The sequence below is a fragment of the Streptomyces sp. NPDC015139 genome (genome assembly GCF_043079785.1).
Lineage (GTDB): Bacteria > Actinomycetota > Actinomycetes > Streptomycetales > Streptomycetaceae > Streptomyces > Streptomyces albidocamelliae.
Window position 1 is genome coordinate 97,233 of sequence record NZ_JBIBUW010000022.1, and the last position, 17,138, is coordinate 114,370.

Below are 17,138 nucleotides of genomic sequence, written 5' to 3' on the forward strand. Positions count from 1 at the left end.
GCGACAAGGTCAAGCAGCGCCTGCGAGAAGGCAGACACCGCGGGTGGTCGCCGCGGGCGTGGAGGCCGTCCACGCGGGCGGGGCCTTCGGAGAAGACGGCCTGGCGGCCTCGGGCGGGGAGCTGCGGAGGCCGGCAGGCGACGGGTCCCCGAGGTTGGCGACGCAGATGGCGGGTGTTTGGCCGTCGAGTGTCAGAGGGCGTTGGTGTGCTGACTCTTCCGGAGATGCCTGATGAGCAGAAGGGATCCGAACACGGCCGTGGTGCCCGCGAAGGGCACCCAGACGGCCGGGGACAGCGGTGCGGCGGCAGCGGTGCCCGCTGCGACGCAGGCCAACAATCCTGGCGGCTCCTGCGCAAGCTCCGGTGCTCGACCGACCGCATCACCGGCCTGGTCAAGGCCATCCTCGCCCTTCACCTGGCAGCGTCACTCTGAGGTTGGAAACGGCTCACTGGATGCCTTCCGGACGCGCAGCGGCCCACCCCGTCATCGGTTCGCAACCTCAGGAAGAGCTGCCCCGGGCTCGGCAAACCTCTTGATCAGGGCCTTCCCAGCAGACCTCGCAAGCTCAAACGTCGACGTTTGGAGTTAGCCCCGTCGTCTACTGTCCCTCTGACGTGGACGATTCGATCGGGCCGGCCAAGACCTGAAGTCTGGATCCAGTTCAGGCCGACCACTTGGCCGGCAGCCATGAGTTCTTGTTCCTGCCCAGGTGGAGAAAGCGTGCTGTTGTACCCCTGAGCCATGCCCTCCCTGGTATCCGCAAACAGGTACAGCTCAGCGTAGATCTGGCCGTTGTGCTCCCACTCGTACCGCACAACAGGCTTGCGAAGGATCGTCTCGAACCACTCGGCGGCCCGCTCGGCCAGCTCCTCAGGGGCGCCGGTGACCTCCATCGAAAAAGAAGTCGGCCGCTCCGGCAGAAAGTACAACTGATTGTGCAGCCGGTCGCCGCGCATCGTCGAACCGGTGATGTGGACTCCGAAGTCAGCCAGCGAGAGCTGTGACGTCCCCAACGTGACAACCGCCAAGAGCGATGAGTCGTCTTCCGGCCTCCCCACCCAGCTGGACGCGAAGGGCACGTCCCAGCACCCCGCGAGGGCTTGGAGCCGTGCCACGAAGGCGCGCTCAGCCTCGTCGATCTCCAACTCGCCAACAGGGCCATCGATCTCGAACCACGGGTTTTCAGGCACCGGGCCACTGTAGAGCGGCGCAAGATCCGGCTGCGTCACAAGTCAAGCTTGGGTACGTTCATCGGCGCCGGGGACGGGCTGAGCACCACTCGGAGGCCATTGATCATGGCGAGCCAGCGGCGCGCATCAGCGCATCCAGCCCAGTCAGCACCATGCGAGGACCTCATCGTCGGCGGCAATCCGAGCGAGGGCTTCGTCCGACAACGTCCGAAGATCAGCAGGGAACGTCGGCATCGGCGGCAGGTTGAAAACGGCTCCGTGCCCGCGAGGGGCGCGCGGCTGACGTGGACGTTGAGCGGGCTCATGAAGATCGCGACGCGGGTGCGCCCGTCCTTCCACGGCATGATGCTCTGCACCACACCGTCGGGGGGGGGAGATGACCCGGCCCGTGGCGATCTCGCGCTCGGGGTCGCGGAAGAACCACAGCATGCCCGCCGCGAGCGCGGTCGCGGGCACGGCGAGGAACATCCACCTTTGGATGTACATGCCGTCGCGCGCGGCGTACGCGGCCGCGGCCGCGGCCCCGGCCCCGGCCCCGGGGAGTCTGTCCTCCCGATCTCTCGGAGGGTGGGAGGGCCGGCTAGAGCAGCTCAGACGGCACCCCCGGCTGCACCTCGTACGGGGCGGAGCCGGGGGCGCAAAGCATGACGGTGCACACGACGGCCCCGATACCCGGGACTCGCCTACTCCCTGGACGTGGCTGCGTCCAAGCCGGCGGTGTCCGATGATCTCCCAGCGGGCGAGGAGCGGCGAATGTGGTCCCGACGGCGTCGACGCTCATCCACGGCGCGCGCGATGTGGTCCTGGCCGATCCACTGCTGACCGTGAACGAAGCGCATCGCTTGGCCGACTGGGCAGAGGCGCGGGGCAAGAGTGAGGGCGATCGGCTCGGCCGACGGCCGAGGCGTCACGGGGGACGCAACGAGGTGCGACAAGGCCCCTGGCGTCGCAGCGCAAGGGGCCTCGTCGTCCGGTCAGACCTGCTCGGTGGGGCGTATGAGCAGTTCGGCGACGGCCACGTGGCGGGGGCGGGTGACGATGTAGCCGACGGCGTCGGCGATGTCCTGGCTCTGCAGCCGCTCGATGTCGCCGAAATGGGCCTCGAGCTGCTGCTGGACGGGGGCGGAGTTGTGGGTGCGCAGCTCGGTGTCGACGCTGCCCGGTTCGACGACGGACACACGGACGTGGCTGGGGGCCAGTTCCTGGCGCAAGGCCTCGCTGAAGGCGCCGACGCCGAATTTGGTGGCGCAGTACACGGCGGACATGGCGAAGGCGCTGCGGCCGGCGAGGGAGCCGATGTTGACGATGTCGGCGACCCTGCGTGGTGTGTCGGTTGCCGACTTGACCAGGTGGGGGGTGGCTGCGTGGGAGGTGTACATCAGACCCATGAGGTTGATGTCGATCATGCGGCGCCAGTCGTCCAGGTCCGCGCCGAGGGCCGGCCCGAGCAGCATGAGGCCGGCATTGTTGACCAGGGTGTCCAGGCGTCCCAGGCCCTCGACGGTCCGCTCGACCGCTTCCGAGGCGGCCTGGGCGTCGGTGATGTCGACGGGCACGGCGAGGGCCTTTCCGCCGGCGCCGGTGATCTCTGCGGCGAGCGCGGTGAGGCGGTCCTCTCGCCGGCCGACCAGGGCCACGGAGGCTCCTTCGCGGGCGAGTTCCAGGGCGGTGGCGTGGCCGATGCCGCTGGACGCTCCGGTGACCAGGGCGACGGTTCCTTCGAGACGACGAGTCATAGGGGTACTGCCTTTCGGTGGAGGGACCGCCGATCGCGGTCCGCGTGGATGTGGTCCGCCCTGCTCAGGCGGGCCAATGGGGGGCGGCGGCCGTTCCCGGCCCGGCCGCGGGCACAATGGGGAGAATGAGCATCACTGGGCAGAAGACCACCGACGGCACCCCTGGCCAGGCCAAGGCCGCCGGGCAGCTACCGCCCCGTGAGCGCCTGGTCCGGGCCGCGTCACGGCTGTTCTATTACGAGGGAGTCCGGGCGATCGGCGTCGAGCGGCTGATCGCAGAGGCCGGCGTGACCAAGGCGACCTTCTACCGGCACTTCGCCTCCAAGGACGACCTGGTCGTGGCCTACCTGCAGACGAAGGACGCCTACTACCGGGCTCTGGCCGAACCTCTGGCCGCCGCCCACCCGCCCGCCGAGGCGATCGACCTGATCTTCGACGCGATCGCCGAACACGCCCGCGAGCGCGGTTTCCGCGGATCGCCGTTCACGAACGCGGCCGCCGAATACCCGGACGCGGACCATCCGGTGCGCGCCCTGGTGGCGTCCCACCGCACATGGGCCCGCACGCTCTTCCGGGACCTGCTCGCCCGGCTCGGGCACGCCGATCCGGACTCGGCAGCCGGCGCACTGCTGATGCTGTTCGACGGCGCGATGGCAGCCGGCTACCTGGACGACTCGACCGCGGCCCACCAAACCTTGCTGGACGCGGTCCGACTGATCCGCACCGGCGGCTGAAACCCCCCGCCTAAACGCAGCGCCCACCCGTCTCCTGGGCGCGTTGTCACCTGACACACGCTGGTCCTCATTTCTCGACTGCACACAGCACGTCCGGCACATCCACCTCGAGCAGAAAGACCGGTCGTTCTACCTCGACCATAGCCCCTCCCCCGTCTCGTACGCCACCAGCCCGCCCGTGGTCCCCCTCACAGACACGGCGACCGGGGCAGGGCGAGCATGCGCGGCGCGGGCGGCGGGCGGCGGACCCGATGAGACTCAAACTCGGGGAGCTACGACAGGCTCTCGGTCCACGAGGTGGCTGTACTGGTCACAGCGAGCAACAAATGGCTATGACCCTGTTTCACGCGTCATCACGTATGTGTTCCCGATGTCGGGATCGCCGTAGAAGAAGAACAGCCTCAACTCGTCGCGCTGATCGCGGTCCACATAGAAGGACCATGCGTATGTCGGTGGGGGTTCAGGAACCGAGGCGCCAGTGGCCGTCGCGGAGGAACGGCTCTCCACTCGGGTCCGGGACTTCAGCGCGAGTCGGACGACCTGTCCGCCGCCCCCGTCGGTCAGTTGCCACGTTCCCGTGCCGGAGAGGCGCCAGCCGTCCTCAAAGTCGAAGTCCTGCCCGTCGAGCTTTTCAACGAGAGCCGTTCCGTCTTTGCGAAGCACCACGCGGGTCCCCTCGACGTTCTCCCAACCCCCGGCGACTTCGGTCGTCGTGGCGTCGTGAACCCCTGTTCCCTCGTAGTACTGATAGGGGCCGGCGCACGCAGTCAGAGCAGCCAAAAACACCATCAGGCCACCGAGAGCCGCCCCCCACGCACGCAGCCTGCCCGCCACCAGGACCTCCCACCCTCAGCCCGTCTCGGCCAGCTGATTGGAGCGGGCCATGGAGAGGCACCTTGTCAGGTTTGTTGAACGTGTTCAAATCTGCGCTTGAGGCTCGTGCATCCAGCGCCGCCCGCAGGCGCCGATGAGCACCGCGAACAGCCTCGATATACGGCCTAGGCGGGCCGCGGCAAACGAGGCATGGTTCAGGCGCGCGTACCGCTTGTCCGGCACCCAGTCCGGACGCCCTGCGTGTGCCGGTACCGGCTCAGAGGGCGGTGCTGCAAGCGTGTCAGGGGCTCCCTCGCCTGGGACGTAACTACCCGCGATCAGTTCCGTACCGGCAGCTGACGTGTTCCGCAGGCGGTGATCGAGCCAGTCGGTCGCATCGGCGGCCAGCGCGTCGCGAAGAATGCCAGCGCTCTGCCGGGCCTGTGGGCCGCCTTCGTGCGCCCATGCGTACGGTTACGGGCTTCCAGGCTGCGCAGCAGGGCGAGTTCTGCTTCCAGGTGACGGTTGAGCACGACTTTCATGCGCCGGATGGAGCATACGTTGGTCGGTTTCCGGGACGTGTTCGTCCCTCACCAGGTGCACCATGGTCAACAGATCTTTGTGACACTCGCATACAACGACCATCTAGGCGGCTGATGGACCGGGTTGACGGTCTGTCAGTCCTGGCCGCCGTGAAATCATGGGCCTGGGAACGTCGGCCGCCAGGACACGCCACCGGGCGGTGGTGGTCGCCTCCGCGGTGATGACCCCAGGATGCCTTGACCATGGCTCACCGCCCCTTCCCAACCGCGAGGGCGCTCACCGCCAGGTCGACCGCCACCACGGCGCCATCCCCAGCTGGGCCCTGGCCCTTGCCGGGGGCAACTGGCTGCCACCGGCTGGGCGCACGGCCTCCTTGGCCGCGCGCCCAGCTGCTCCAAGCGTGAAACCGCCGGCCCAGGTGTAGGCGTCCAGTTGGTGGCGTACTGGCGGAGGCAGCCGACGGCTGACGGCAGCAACCCTCCTCGACGACGCCGAACTACAAGGGCAACTGCGGCTACATGAAGCCCTACTACGGCGCGCACGAGGGCCACTGGGGCTGGGTGAGCCGCACCTACATCGACGTGCCGCTGCGGACCGGCTAGGCATGTACAAACATCCCTAGTTTTCCGGCCTCGGGCCCGGGCGTCAGTTGACGACCGGGCCGGGGTTGGGATTGGTCCAGATGGCGTAGTCGATGTCCTGGCCGGGCCCGAGGTTGCTGTTGGCAGCGTTGCTGTCACCGGCCTGGCCGGTGGGAGGCTGGGTGTCACCGCCCCTGGCCTCATCGGAGTTGCCGTTGCCGCCGGTCTGGGTGTCACCGCCCCTGGCCTCATCAGAGTTACCGTTGCCGCCGGTCTGGGTGTCACCGCCCCTGGCCTCATCAGAGTTACCGTTGCCACCGGTCTGGGTGTCACCGCCCCTGGCCTCATCAGAGTTACCGTTGCCACCATTGACCGTCTTGTCGGTGATGATGGGGCCAGGGCGCGCGTGTCCGGTTCGACTCTCGGCGACCACGAGGGGGCCCATGCTCACCTCATCGGAGTTGGGCTCACCATCCATCCCCGGTGCCACGACACCGCCGCTGGAGGCAGGGGGTTCGCCGATCTTTTGGTGGTCCCTGTGCTTGCTGTAGGCATTGAGGATGCTGGAGCCAGGGCCGTCGGTGTCGGTAGTGACGCCGGTGGCGGTGGCGGTAGTGGCGGCGAAGGCGGAGGTAGTGGTGAGGGAGATGCCGCCAGTTGCGAGTGTGGTGACGATCAGCAGGGGGGCGAGGCGTCGGGTGTTGATGATGGCCATGAGAAGGGTTCCTTAGGGCTGGGAGTGGGGTTCGGATGAGGCAGTCGGTGCGTCCGCGTTCGTGCCGCCGTCCGTGTCACCATTACGCCCTGTGCCCGGGGCGGGGGTCATGGCCCGGGAAGTCGGGGCTTGACAGTGCAGCCTGGGTCCGACGTCCTCTGTGACCGGCTTCTTCCCGCCCCCCATCGCACGCGGGGCCGCCTTCACTGCGCACCTGCGGAACGCGCTGCATACCACCGCTGCCCCATCCGTTGACCCGGGCTTCGGGGATGACCTGCTGGCGGCGACTGGCGGCCTGGAACGAGGTCGGCGTCTGGGACCAGCTGCACGTGCTGGTACTGGAGAAGCTGCGGTCGAAGAACCAGCTGGACTGGTCCCGGACGGTGATCGACGCACGTCCGCACGGCCTGCCAGGGCCAAAAAGCGGGCCCAGCCCGGTCGACCGAGCACGTCCGAGCAGTAAGCACCACGTCATCGTCGACGGACAGGGCATCCCGCTCGCGGTGTCGCTGACCGGCGGCAACCGCAATGACGTCACCCAGCTCCTGCCCCTGCTCGACAAGATCCCGGCCATCGCGGGCCGGGTCGGCAGACCGCGCCGACGACCCGACGCACTGCCGGCCGACCGCCGCTACGACCACGACAAATACCGTCGCCTGCTCTGGCAACGCGGGATCCGCCGCGTGATCGCGAAGCGGGGCGAGCCCCACGACACCGGCCCGGGCACCTTCCGCTACGTCGTCTAGCGCACGATCGCCTGGCTCCACGGCTTCCGCCGCCTGCGCATCCGCAGGGAACGACGCGACGGCCTCCGCGAAGCCTTCCTCGGACTCGCCGTCTGCCTGATCATTCACCGCCACGTCCAACGGTTTTGCTAGGGACAGTTACGGTGCGACCACGCGGTGCGAGGGCTGGTGCCCACTCCCAGGCTGCGGCCATCACCGAGATCCAGACTGCGAGAGAGGCCAAGGCCGCCGTCCTATGAGAATAGGGAGCTTCTCGGGCCGCTCAGCCGGTGGCGGACAGGAGAGGCACACCGCGCGCCAAAACGCATGACCCGGTAAGTTGACAAGCGATAGGCGCATCACTCCGTGACGCCTCTGCGCGTCCGTCGCGCGCCGCCTCCTCCCGAGTCGACCAACACGGCGATTCCTCACAGCAGGCGCAACACCCTGACCTCGCCACACCGCGTCTTCCATCAACAGCGTCCACCCATGAGGCAGTGCATTGGGCCCGAGTTGTGTGCGTGTCGTTCCACATGGACGCCCATGCAGAGAACGACCGGCGAGTCGGAGCCAACAGACAGCAAGTCGGTGGGCTTCTAGTCGAATGGGTATGCAGACTGCGGATTAGCGAAAAGCATCGATTTTGCGACGCCACACTTCACAATGCGAGAAATTCGTAATCGGTGACAGAGGAAGGAAACACTCATGGGTCTGAAACTCGAAGTCGTCATACTGTCCGTATCCGACGTGGATCGAGCAAAGCAATTCTACGAGAAAGTGGGGTTCCGATTGGACATCGATGTTTCCGCAGGTGAGGATTTCCGAGGCGTACAGTTCACGCCACCGGACTCCGAGTGCTCGATCATTTTCGGCAAAGGCATGACATCCGCAGCGCCGGGCTCGCTTCAGGGCCTCTACCTCGTCGTCGCCGACATCGAAGCGTCCCGTGCGGATCTCGTCGGCCGCGGCATCGAAGTGGGCGAGGTGTTCCACGACGCCGGAGGACTGTTCTTCCACGGTCACGACACCACGGGGGTCGTCCACGACATCGAGGGCAGCGGCCGGCTGGCAGGCCCCCACCCCGACCGTGCCGACTACGGCTCCTACGCCACCTTCAGCGACCCGGACGGCAATGTATGGGTCCTTCAGGAGGTCAGACAGCGAGCCCCTGGCCGCTGACACCACATCAGACGGTCAGGTGTCAATGGGTGCTTGGTCCTCAAAGGCGATGGTTGCCACGGGATCTCGAGTCCGGCTGCGAACCGTGCACGAATGATGGGCCAGCTCGCCGGATCCGGCGGGGCGGCCCGTCGGGGCAGGCTGCCGCAGGCCCATGTCAACTGCGGACAGCGCGAGTTGAGGCCCCACGGGCATCGAGAAGGTGACGGAACTCAGCCCGCGTTTCCGCACCATCCTCGGCAAGATGCCCGCTCGTCGACGAAATGAGAGAATGCCCAGACAGGCACTGATCCAGCTATTCGCAACTACCCGCCGGGAAACGCCGATGACTGGTGGCTAGTGATCGGTCAGCCATCCCGCCTCCTTCGGAGTGGGTCATCATGAGCAGTCAGAGTCAGAAGGTCGCGGTCATCACCGGTGCTTCGCAGGGCATCGGAGCGGGGCTCGTCACCGCGTATCGCGAACTCGGCTACGCCGTCGTCGCCACCTCGCGCACCATCGCCGAGTCGCAGGATGCGGACGTCCTCACCGTCCAGGGTGACATCGCCAATCGTGCCACAGCTGAGCGCGTCATCACCGCAGGCGCCGAGCGGTTCGGCCGCATTGACACCCTGGTCAACAACGCCGGGATCTACATCGGGAACGCGTTCACCGACTACACCGAGGACGAGTACAACGCCATGGTGGCCGTGAACCTGACCGGCTTCTTCCGGATCACCCAGCTCGCGATCCAACAGATGCTGGCCCAGGGCGGTGGTCACGTCGTGCAAATCACCAGCACCCTGGCCGAATATGCGAACTCAAACGCGCTCTCCGTGCTCGCCTCCCTGACCAAGGGTGGCCTGCAGTCCGCCACCAAGGCGCTCGCCATCGAGTACGCGACCCGCGGCATCCGTAGCAACGCCCTGGCTCTGGGCACCGTCAAGACACCGATGACCGAGGGCTACTACGAGACGCTCGCCAGCCTGCACCCGGTCGGCCGCATGGGCGAGGTGAGAGACGTCGTCGACGCGGTGATCTACCTCGAGAACGCCCCGTTCGTCACCGGCGAGATCCTCCACGTCGACGGTGGCCAGAGCGCCGGCCATTGAGCTGAACGGACCCACCCGCCGGAAGGCGCTCGCTCACATCATCATTCGGGACACGGTCCTGTTGACTCACCAGGCATAGGACGAGAGCACACCGTCCACGGCCGTCCGGGCGCTTCGACCGGAAGGCAACTGCGTGGCGGCCCGCAACGGTAGCGGGTCAGCCAGGACATCGGCCTCTCGATCACCCACCGGCGCCGCCCGAGCCGTTGCGATGACTCGACGCCCTTGCGGGCGACGCGGACACCTACCGGATGCCGTCGCGGAACGGGTCGTCTGTCAGGGCCAGGCGGGCGGTGAGGCGTTTGCCGACCGGCTCCCGCATGGCTTCGAAACCCTGGCAGAGAGCCATGACGATCTCCAGGCCGTGCTGACCCACCCGCCCCGCGTCGGCGGCGCGCGCTACCGGCAGGACCGGGTCGGAGTCCCAGACCTGGACCTCCACCAGGTCCCCGGTGATCCGCAGGTCCAGCAGGATCGGGCCGGCGGCGTACTTCTGCGCGTTGGTGACCAGCTCGCTCACCACCAGCTGCGTCACCTCCACCGCGCGCTCGGAAACGGCGATCTCGTGCTCGGCGCGCATACGGTTCAGGAAGCCGGCGGCCAGGTGGCGGGCCTCGGCGATGCAGGCGCCCTGCCCGTCCAGAGCCGCCGCGGCGCCCAGAGGGGCCTCATGTGAGTGGGGCGTCATGCTCTCCTCGCCCAACAAGACTCGTTCCATCCGTTGCCGCCTCTACTGCCGTGTATATCCACGCACGGATACCCGTGATCGGCTCGGGCAATCCAGCCGTGAAACGTACTGTTGCGTATGCCACACAGCAGCATCCTCTCGTACTATGCCGGGCGTCGCTTCGGGCAAAATGCCAGGTCGTAGTGTTGTCGAGAATGCTGAGGACTTTGTCGTGGAGACCGAGAACGTGTACCAGCCGGAACCGCTGACGGTCACCTCCACCACGGCCGACGGCACCACCGTCGTGGCCGTGTCCGGCGAGATCGACCACAACAGCGCCGGCCCCCTGATCCAGGCCTTGGACCTCGGCGAACTCGGCTCGCCGCCCCGCGTAGTCATCGACATGCGAGACGTGACCTTCATGGACTCCAGCGGCATCAACGTCCTGCTCACCGCCCACCGCGACCTCACTCCCGCAGGCTGGCTGCGCCTGGCCGGCGCGCAGAACTCCGTCATGCGCACCCTGGAGCTCGTCGGCGTCGACAGCGTCATCCCTTGCTACCCCAGCCTCACCGACGCCCTCACCGCCTGACACAACCGGCGGGCGCGGTGCCGCGTCAGCGAAAGCCGACTCAGAGCCGCTTGCAGCAACTACGGGCGTGGCGCGGGTGTTCCGTCTCCCCAGGGGCGGGCAGGAAGTAGCCGCCGAAAACCGGTCCACCGCCTGAGAACCCCCGCGGCGCTTCCTGATCCGCCTCCACCAGCTCAACCCGACACCGGATTCACCGTGCTGCGCTGCGCACGGCCTCCCAGCTCTCCCACACCAAACTGCACAGGGTCGCCGAAGCTGTCATCACCTGGGCGCAGACCCACCAGCCACGACCTGCACCGATCAGGAAGCGATCGTCGAAGCCCTGTGCCTGGGCATAAGCACGGACACCCCTACAGCTGATCACGGATCCGGAGAGCGGCAACCGCGCCCCTCACGCGCCCGCGGCGGCACGGTCTCGCTGGCATGCCCCCGCGACCGACCACCTGTCCCCCGCCGGCCAGGTAACCCCAAACGGCCGGCGGCCGCCGTGCCGACCGCGCTCTACTGCACGGAGGTCATGATGAACCCACTGCGCGGTGCTGTGGGGATGCCAGGGGGATGCTGAGGTCCTGGTCGGGGACGTCGTAGCGCAGTGTGGCCAGGCGGGGGGCGAGGGTTTCGAGGACGGTCAGGGTGACGTCCTCGCCGTGGCAGCGGTGGTGGGCCGCGGGGTCGCCCCCTCCTTGCGGCACCAGGGTGTCGCGGTCGGGCTCGCGGTCCAGGAAGCGGGTGGGGTCGAAGGTGTACGGGTCGGGCCATAGACGCGGGTCGTGGTTTTGTCCGTACAGGTCGAGCAGGACCATGCTGCCCGCGGGGATGTCCCGACCGTCCCAGTGCAGATCAGTTGCGGCGAGGCCGCCGACGAACGGCGCGAACGGGTAGAACCGGCGGACCTCGTGGGCGAAGGCGCGAGCGTAGGAGGCGTCACCGTCGGCGAGCTGTTTGCGGTGTTCGGGCCACCGGTGGAGGGCGTGCGCGGCGAAGGTCAGGAACCAGGTGACCGCCACGGTCGGGCGGATGACGTTCAGAACCTCGACTGCTGCTGTATGAGGATCGAGGAGGTGGCCAGAGGCGTCTCGGTGGGCCGCCACCGTCTGCAGCACCGATCCGTCGGGGGCCGTATGCGTTCCGCGGCGGGTTGCCTCGATGAGCTCGGCGATCCGGGCTTCCTGACGGCTGCGGGCACGACGAGCCCGCATGTGGCGGGGTCCGGCCGAGGTACTGAACCAGGGAGCAGGGACGGGACACGGTGGCGCGGAGCTCGGACCGGAAAGCAGGGCGGACCGACTGTCACGTGGCACACAGTCAAGGAGCAGAAGGCTCGTGCGTGGACTTGAGCTGGGCGGGGTGCGGGACAGGCTTGTCGGACCAGCCTGAACCGGGCGCCGAAGCGGCGGGGGCTGTCTCGGCAGTGGGCATGGCCGCGAGACGTGCCTGACCGGCCCCACACGCGCGTGCGGGGCCGGGGCGGCGTGCCCTTGTCGCGGGCCGCGCTGGCAACTTCCGAGGGTCGTCAGAACGGCGGTTCGTCGCTGTAGCCGTCTACCCATCCGGGGTCCGGCTTGTCAGAAGTCAGGGGCGGCCGGTCGGCGGCGCGGCGATCCGCGCTGAGCCGGTGGCGCAGTCGGTCGAGGGAGCGGCGCGGCCAGAGGGGCAGGTGCTCGAACAGGGGGCGGTAGGCGGGGCGTGTCGGGCAACGGACGGCGGGGGCGGCGGCGCCGTCGGGGGTGGTGCGCTCCCACCACGGGAGGTACCCACTGCCGTGGCACCGCGGCAGCACCTGCCGCTGCGAACCGAGTACTTGGGGCCGCGCGACAAGGACAGGGTGCTGATGCCGGGGGTGTAGAGCAGTTCGAAGTACCCGTAGCGCCAGGCCCACTGGGCGGGTTGGGTGGGGTCGTCGTAGGGGTGAGCGGGTTTGGCGAACAGCACGAGCGTCTCCTGCGCTGAGGGATGGGCGAGCCTCGGTGGTCGGGTGCCCCGGTTGGGATTTGGCCCGACCATGGAGCACGGCAGGCTAAGCGGTGTAAGGCGCAATACGTCTCAAGAGCTTTCGAGTCGTGGCAACCCGCTGCGACAAGATGGCGTATGTCTTCTACGGCACGGTCACCGTCGCCGCGATCCGGCTCTGGCTTCGCCCGTAGGGAGCAGCCAGAGCGCTCGGATACGTCGTGGCTTACTGCATGACCGGACGGTTGGCGGAGGTGTACTCGTCTGCAACGTTGAAGACGCTGGCGCAGCCCGGACATTCCGCGTTACCGAACAGGTACGCAATTCCGTCAGCGAGCGCCTCCTGCCCATCGCGGGCAGCCGTCCCATGCATCCACCTCCCGGTTCCGGTGAGTTCCTCGGCGGCCACCGGCCGCAGGTCCCGTCGCTCCACATCACCCAGGTCCCAGTTCCGGATCGCGGAGTACCGCCCGTAGTCGCCAATGGCGATCGTGACCTCTACGCCACAATGAGGACAGGCCAGCGGATAGAAGTCATCCTTGAAGTCGCCCAGGACCGCCGCCCAGTGGTATTCCTCCTCGACCGAGAGCAGGGCCCGAAAGGACACGAGATAGTCCGCCGGCCACGACCGAAGGTGCCGTTCCAGCACCTTGCGGAACTCTGCGATGGCGCCAGCGCAGTCCGCCAGCAGATCGTCGCAGCCATGGTGCCCTGCCGCACGTTCCAGGATCTCCCCCGCCAGGCCCCGCGCTTCCGCGCTGCGCGGCGCGAGGTGTACCAAACGCGGCAGGGCAGCGAAACTAGCCGGGGATACCAGGTCATGCTCAAGGACGAGCCGCCATCCCAGTTCCTTCCAAGCGTCTGCGTCGTCATCGCGCTCGACCCGCTCCAAGAGATCCGGAACACGATCAACCTCGAACCAGCAGTCACGCATCTGTGCCCAGTCCACCACCCCGGCATTGAACCCTCCCGAGGCAGCCCGGGGCGAGTCCGCACTGGCAGCTCAGTCGCGATGGCACCTCCAAGTGACCCGTCGGACATGCCCTAGTCAGGCAAGCAGCGGGCTTGGGGCCGGCGCTCGTTGCTCCGCGCGCGGGCGCCCCCCTGGCGTGCTCGGTCCGGCATCCGAAGGCGCCAGGCGGTCGCCGGGGCGCGGACCTTCGGGTCTCGGCGCAGTTGTGAAGTCGACCCGCTCGCATAGGACGCGTCGGCGGGTGAGCGCAGGTTGAGGCTTTCGGCGGCCTCTCGTACCGTGACAGTGGAGAAATTGAGTTCAGCTGGACGCTGTCGACGTTTCAACGACTCGCAAGATGGTGCGTCATGACCATGTGGGCTGACTTGGGCTTCACTCAAAGCCCCTATGACACCAAATCTCTCCCACCGACGGCAATCGGGGAAAGGCTGCTGGTCGGGCGGGAGAGACACATTCGGCGCCTGGTCAACCGACTTTCCTCAACATCGAGCCACGTGACGATCGAAGGAGATGCCGGGGTCGGCAAGACCAGTCTGATAACCATCGCCAATTACCGAATGAAGAGGAATAGTGACAAGGCCAGACTGCCCTTGCTACTCCCCGTCGACAAAACTTTTCAGATCACTACTCAGGAAAACGTGAAGCTGCTTGAGGCATCGGTTTATCGCGCCATCGCGGAAACATTCATCCGATATCGGGACGACCTGCGAGGATGGGGCTACACCACGCCGAAGGTAGCAGACATCAATAAGTGGATGAACTCCCCCATAATCAAGTCGATGTCCGCGGGAGCCTCCATCGCAGGAGTTAGCCTGTCGGCCGCCAGGAGCAGCTCCGTGAACGCTTCGAGTGCGTTCGCAGAATCTGGCCTCGCCAACACGGTTCGGGCATGGCTAAGTAAGTGCTTCAACCCTCCGGGCTGCGGCTATTTCGTCTGCGTTCTGGACAACCTGGAACTTCTGGTCACCTCGGCCTCGGCCCGGCAGGCACTCGAGGAAATCCGCGACACTGTCCTCGCCGAACCTGGCCTGCGGTGGGTGATCTGCGGGGCAAGAGGGGTGGTGCGCACGGCGGCGGCATCGCCCCGACTTCAAGGCCGCCTGTGTCATCCCCTAGCGGTTGAAGCCCTGCCCATGGACGATGCGATCAGTGCGCTTGAGGCTCGAATCGACGAGTTCTCGACCGGCGGCGTGCCTCCGGTCGGGGTCACAGGATTCCAGTACCTGTACGAGGTTCTGAGATGCAACCTCAGAAACACGCTCCAGAAGTGCGAGGATTTCAGCTTCTGGCTGCATGACGAAGGGCTCTTGGAGGGAGACGAAACGGAAAATGTCAATAAGCTGGAATATTGGCTGACGCTCCTCTCGGACGAATATTCAAACAACCCGGGCGTCTCTTCAACCGGCTGGAGACTCCTGGACGACATGATTGACAACGAAGGGCTCTGCGATTTCGAGGACCACAACCTTTTCGGATTTTCCAGCCCTGCGGAAATCAAGCGGTTCGCGGTCGAACTCGAGCGCCAGAACCTGGTCGAGATGGCCCCCGGCGACGCGGGAACGGACTCAGCCTTTGTCGCCCCGAACGGATGGCTCGCCCGATTCGCCAGGTCGGGGACCGTGATCCCGCGCGGCTGATCAGCGGAACGCCCCCGTCGCGTCCTTGGCACGGGGTGCCGGGCGCAGCACCTCCGTACCCCGCCCACTGAAACCGGCCTGCATTCTGGCGCAATGCGCACGGGAGAGAGCGGGTCGCCGCTGGGGAGACTCCAGCCATGCCCCGTCGGGGGCGTCACCTGACTATCGCGGCCACCTCGCCCTGGTGCCTCGGCGACGGACGCCGGATCACCGGCTGGCACCGCCCATCGCTAGGGGGCGGTGGCGGCCAATGCAATTACTGTTGAACCGGCAGGCCCTTGGTCGCTCGGGCAGTGTCCAGACTCGCTCAGTTGCGCATCAGCGCGTCATGGACCGGATTGCCGTGTGCGTCGTCCGCTTCGTCGATGTCCTCGGCCTGGTCGACCAGCCACTGGTTGTTCTCCCGTACGACGCGCAGTGCGCTGCGGACTGTCGTGGTGTTGTCGCTCTGCACCACCTTGAACTGGATCAGCACTCCGGTCCCAGCCGGGTGTTCGCCGGTCGCGGGCACGGACACCGAGCTGCCGGCGGTGACGGTCCCCGTCTCCGTCCTATCGGGTCCGCTGTCGCTGGGTGTCTGCTTCGGCGGGACGGTCGAGCCGTCCGCCCGCTTCAACGGGGGGAAGGCGTCGCTTTCGGTCGGTGACGGTGAAGGGGCGTCGGGCGCTGCGTTATCAGTGACGCACTCATGGACGCTGCCATGGCGGAACTGCTCGGTCCTCATCTGGCAAGCCCGCTGCCAGTCGTCGTCGTTGACCGCCTCCTGATACCTCTTGGCAGCTTGGACAGCTGAGGCTGTTGGGTCTGCGCCACTTGCTCCCTTGCTTGTCCCCGTCTCCTTCTTTGCCTCGGCGTGCGAGGAACAGCCTGCGATCAGAACTGCCGTCAATCCCGCGACGACTACCCTGACGGCGTATCTCATGTGATCCCCCTTTGTGTTACGAATCCGCAGTTGCTTGATCCTATTCACGAGGGCGTCCGGGCTCGGAGCGGGTTACTCGCTGCGCTCAGCGGGGCTGGGTGACTGCCTCCGGACGGTTCGGTGGTGTACCGCCGCGATGATCATGTAGACGGCGGCGACCAGCACCACGAGGTAGGCGACGACGTAGGCGTGGGCCATGCTGTAGAACCGGGCGCTGGGTAGCAGGACCGCGGCGGCAACCAGGTACCGGAGGGTCGATGGCTTGCGGCGGTCGAGGAGGACCATGAGGACGGCGGCCGAGGCCAGGAGTATGAGAGCGCTGACGGCCAGCAGGGTGTCGGACATGACGATTTCTTGCGATGAGGCGGGCACTGTGCCGCTGTGTGAAGTCCTCCGCCTGCGATGACCGGGGCGTGAGGAGTGCTGTCGGTGCCGACGGTGGCGGGTGGCTGGGTTAGACGCGCAAGCCGGGCCCTGCTCCGCCCTGGCGCACGGCCATGCGGAGGGCCGCGCGCCCTCGAGACGGAGAGTCGGGTTGCGGTACCTGTGCTGCTGGGCTGTCTGGGCTAGACGCGACGGCCTGCGGCATCTCAGGGGGGGTGGACGGGGGTTCGGCCGGCAGGGTCATAGCGCTTGCAGTCGCGGGCGTGACGCCTGGCGTAGCGTTGCTGAGACGCAGAGGGGCCCCGCCCTCAAGGGAGTGGCCCCGACATGGGTTAACTGGATCAGGCGATGAGGTGTCAGCCTTGATAGTGGGCGCCGGGCGGCAAGTCCCAGCTCGGGAAGAGACCGCTGGCCACCGGTCGGGGGGGGCACCAGGCAGCCCGGGCGCGGGCACCGTCACTACGGGGGCGAGGGGTTTCACGGCGGTCATGAACGGCCGTGCTTGGGTTATGTCCATACGGGCGTGCGGCAGGGTGATCGTGATGGGGTGGGCGGTGGTGTCGCCCGGACGCTCATAGGCGGGGCGAGTTCTCCGGCTTGCGCTCCTGCTGTCAACGCTTCCTGAATTTTGACCCCTCCCGGACCTCTGAAAATTGACCCCTCGGGGTTGGATCAGTCCTGGTTTGCGCGGTTCTCTTTCGCGA

Annotated in this window: 15 protein-coding genes and 5 pseudogenes; 8 read left to right on the forward strand and 12 right to left on the reverse strand. The window is 67.0% G+C overall.

Features of this window, described 5'->3' with window-relative positions; translation table 11 throughout:
* Positions 1-335 precede the first annotated feature (335 nt).
* A pseudogene (locus tag ACF08B_RS36525) lies at positions 336-434 on the forward strand (IS5/IS1182 family transposase); the annotation flags it as partial.
* Between the two features lie 104 nt (positions 435-538).
* Here the strand turns inward: ACF08B_RS36525 and ACF08B_RS36530 are convergent.
* The 3 genes and pseudogenes from ACF08B_RS36530 to ACF08B_RS36540 all read right to left on the reverse strand — a co-directional run bounded on the left by ACF08B_RS36530 (position 539) and on the right by ACF08B_RS36540 (position 2,928).
* Positions 539-1,192, reverse strand: coding sequence for a hypothetical protein (locus ACF08B_RS36530; RefSeq protein WP_392321342.1), 654 nt, complete (start codon positions 1,190-1,192; stop codon positions 539-541).
* Positions 1,193-1,449: 257 nt separating this feature from the next.
* Positions 1,450-1,657 (reverse strand): annotated as a pseudogene (locus ACF08B_RS36535) (phosphatidylserine decarboxylase); the annotation flags it as partial.
* Between the two features lie 509 nt (positions 1,658-2,166).
* Entirely contained in the window at positions 2,167-2,928 is a 762-nt protein-coding gene (locus ACF08B_RS36540) for an SDR family NAD(P)-dependent oxidoreductase (protein ID WP_392321343.1), read from the reverse strand.
* A gap of 125 nt (positions 2,929-3,053) precedes the next feature.
* Here ACF08B_RS36540 and ACF08B_RS36545 point away from each other — a divergent pair, with 125 nt between their 5' ends.
* Complete coding sequence (locus tag ACF08B_RS36545; RefSeq protein ID WP_392321344.1) at positions 3,054-3,662, forward strand: TetR/AcrR family transcriptional regulator; 609 nt, start codon at positions 3,054-3,056, stop codon at positions 3,660-3,662.
* A gap of 330 nt (positions 3,663-3,992) precedes the next feature.
* Here the strand turns inward: ACF08B_RS36545 and ACF08B_RS36550 are convergent, their stop codons facing one another.
* From ACF08B_RS36550 to ACF08B_RS36560, 3 genes are all read right to left on the reverse strand, one after another.
* The gene (locus tag ACF08B_RS36550) at positions 3,993-4,496 is read right to left on the reverse strand and encodes a hypothetical protein (RefSeq protein WP_392321345.1); all 504 of its coding nucleotides are present in this window, start codon (positions 4,494-4,496) and stop codon (positions 3,993-3,995) included.
* A gap of 317 nt (positions 4,497-4,813) precedes the next feature.
* Entirely contained in the window at positions 4,814-5,017 is a 204-nt protein-coding gene (locus tag ACF08B_RS36555; protein WP_392321346.1) for a hypothetical protein, read from the reverse strand.
* Positions 5,018-5,663: 646 nt separating this feature from the next.
* Positions 5,664-6,314, reverse strand: coding sequence for a hypothetical protein (locus ACF08B_RS36560; RefSeq protein ID WP_392321347.1), 651 nt, complete (start codon positions 6,312-6,314; stop codon positions 5,664-5,666).
* Between the two features lie 269 nt (positions 6,315-6,583).
* Between ACF08B_RS36560 and ACF08B_RS36565 the strand changes: the two genes are divergently transcribed.
* From ACF08B_RS36565 to ACF08B_RS36575, 3 genes are all read left to right on the forward strand, one after another.
* Positions 6,584-7,060, forward strand: a complete 477-nt coding sequence (locus tag ACF08B_RS36565) for a transposase (RefSeq protein ID WP_392321348.1) — start codon at positions 6,584-6,586, stop codon at positions 7,058-7,060.
* Positions 7,061-7,744: 684 nt separating this feature from the next.
* Entirely contained in the window at positions 7,745-8,218 is a 474-nt protein-coding gene (locus ACF08B_RS36570; RefSeq protein WP_392321349.1) for a VOC family protein, read from the forward strand.
* A gap of 380 nt (positions 8,219-8,598) precedes the next feature.
* The gene (locus ACF08B_RS36575; RefSeq protein ID WP_392321350.1) at positions 8,599-9,309 is read left to right on the forward strand and encodes an SDR family NAD(P)-dependent oxidoreductase; all 711 of its coding nucleotides are present in this window, start codon (positions 8,599-8,601) and stop codon (positions 9,307-9,309) included.
* Between the two features lie 146 nt (positions 9,310-9,455).
* Here ACF08B_RS36575 and ACF08B_RS36580 read toward each other — a convergent pair.
* Positions 9,456-9,548 (reverse strand): annotated as a pseudogene (locus ACF08B_RS36580) (IS5/IS1182 family transposase); the annotation flags it as partial.
* A gap of 5 nt (positions 9,549-9,553) precedes the next feature.
* Entirely contained in the window at positions 9,554-9,997 is a 444-nt protein-coding gene (locus tag ACF08B_RS36585) for an ATP-binding protein (RefSeq protein ID WP_392321351.1), read from the reverse strand.
* 211 nt (positions 9,998-10,208) lie between these two features.
* On the opposite strand from ACF08B_RS36585, the gene ACF08B_RS36590 reads away from it, so the two are divergent.
* Positions 10,209-10,568, forward strand: a complete 360-nt coding sequence (locus ACF08B_RS36590; RefSeq protein WP_392321352.1) for an STAS domain-containing protein — start codon at positions 10,209-10,211, stop codon at positions 10,566-10,568.
* Between the two features lie 501 nt (positions 10,569-11,069).
* Here the strand turns inward: ACF08B_RS36590 and ACF08B_RS36595 are convergent.
* A pseudogene (locus ACF08B_RS36595) lies at positions 11,070-11,785 on the reverse strand (cytochrome P450); the annotation flags it as partial.
* Between the two features lie 822 nt (positions 11,786-12,607).
* Between ACF08B_RS36595 and ACF08B_RS36600 the strand changes: the two are divergent.
* Positions 12,608-12,712 (forward strand): annotated as a pseudogene (locus ACF08B_RS36600) (IS5/IS1182 family transposase); the annotation flags it as partial.
* A 32-nt stretch (positions 12,713-12,744) separates the two neighbouring features.
* Here ACF08B_RS36600 and ACF08B_RS36605 read toward each other — a convergent pair.
* On the reverse strand, positions 12,745-13,470 hold the full coding sequence (locus ACF08B_RS36605) for a hypothetical protein (RefSeq protein WP_392321353.1): 726 nt from the start codon (positions 13,468-13,470) through the stop codon (positions 12,745-12,747).
* 515 nt (positions 13,471-13,985) lie between these two features.
* Here ACF08B_RS36605 and ACF08B_RS36610 point away from each other — a divergent pair.
* On the forward strand, positions 13,986-15,128 hold the full coding sequence (locus ACF08B_RS36610; RefSeq protein WP_392321354.1) for a hypothetical protein: 1,143 nt from the start codon (positions 13,986-13,988) through the stop codon (positions 15,126-15,128).
* Positions 15,129-15,435: 307 nt separating this feature from the next.
* On the opposite strand, the gene ACF08B_RS36615 is transcribed toward ACF08B_RS36610, so the two are convergent.
* Together ACF08B_RS36615 and ACF08B_RS36620 are read right to left on the reverse strand one after the other, a co-directional pair.
* Positions 15,436-16,050: a hypothetical protein gene (locus ACF08B_RS36615; RefSeq protein WP_392321355.1), complete on the reverse strand. Its 615-nt coding sequence runs from the start codon at positions 16,048-16,050 to the stop codon at positions 15,436-15,438.
* Positions 16,051-16,122: 72 nt separating this feature from the next.
* Positions 16,123-16,395 carry a hypothetical protein gene (locus tag ACF08B_RS36620; RefSeq protein ID WP_392321356.1) on the reverse strand — a complete coding sequence of 91 codons (273 nt, stop codon included), beginning with the start codon at positions 16,393-16,395 and terminating at the stop codon, positions 16,123-16,125.
* Between the last annotated feature and the right edge of the window lie 743 nt (positions 16,396-17,138).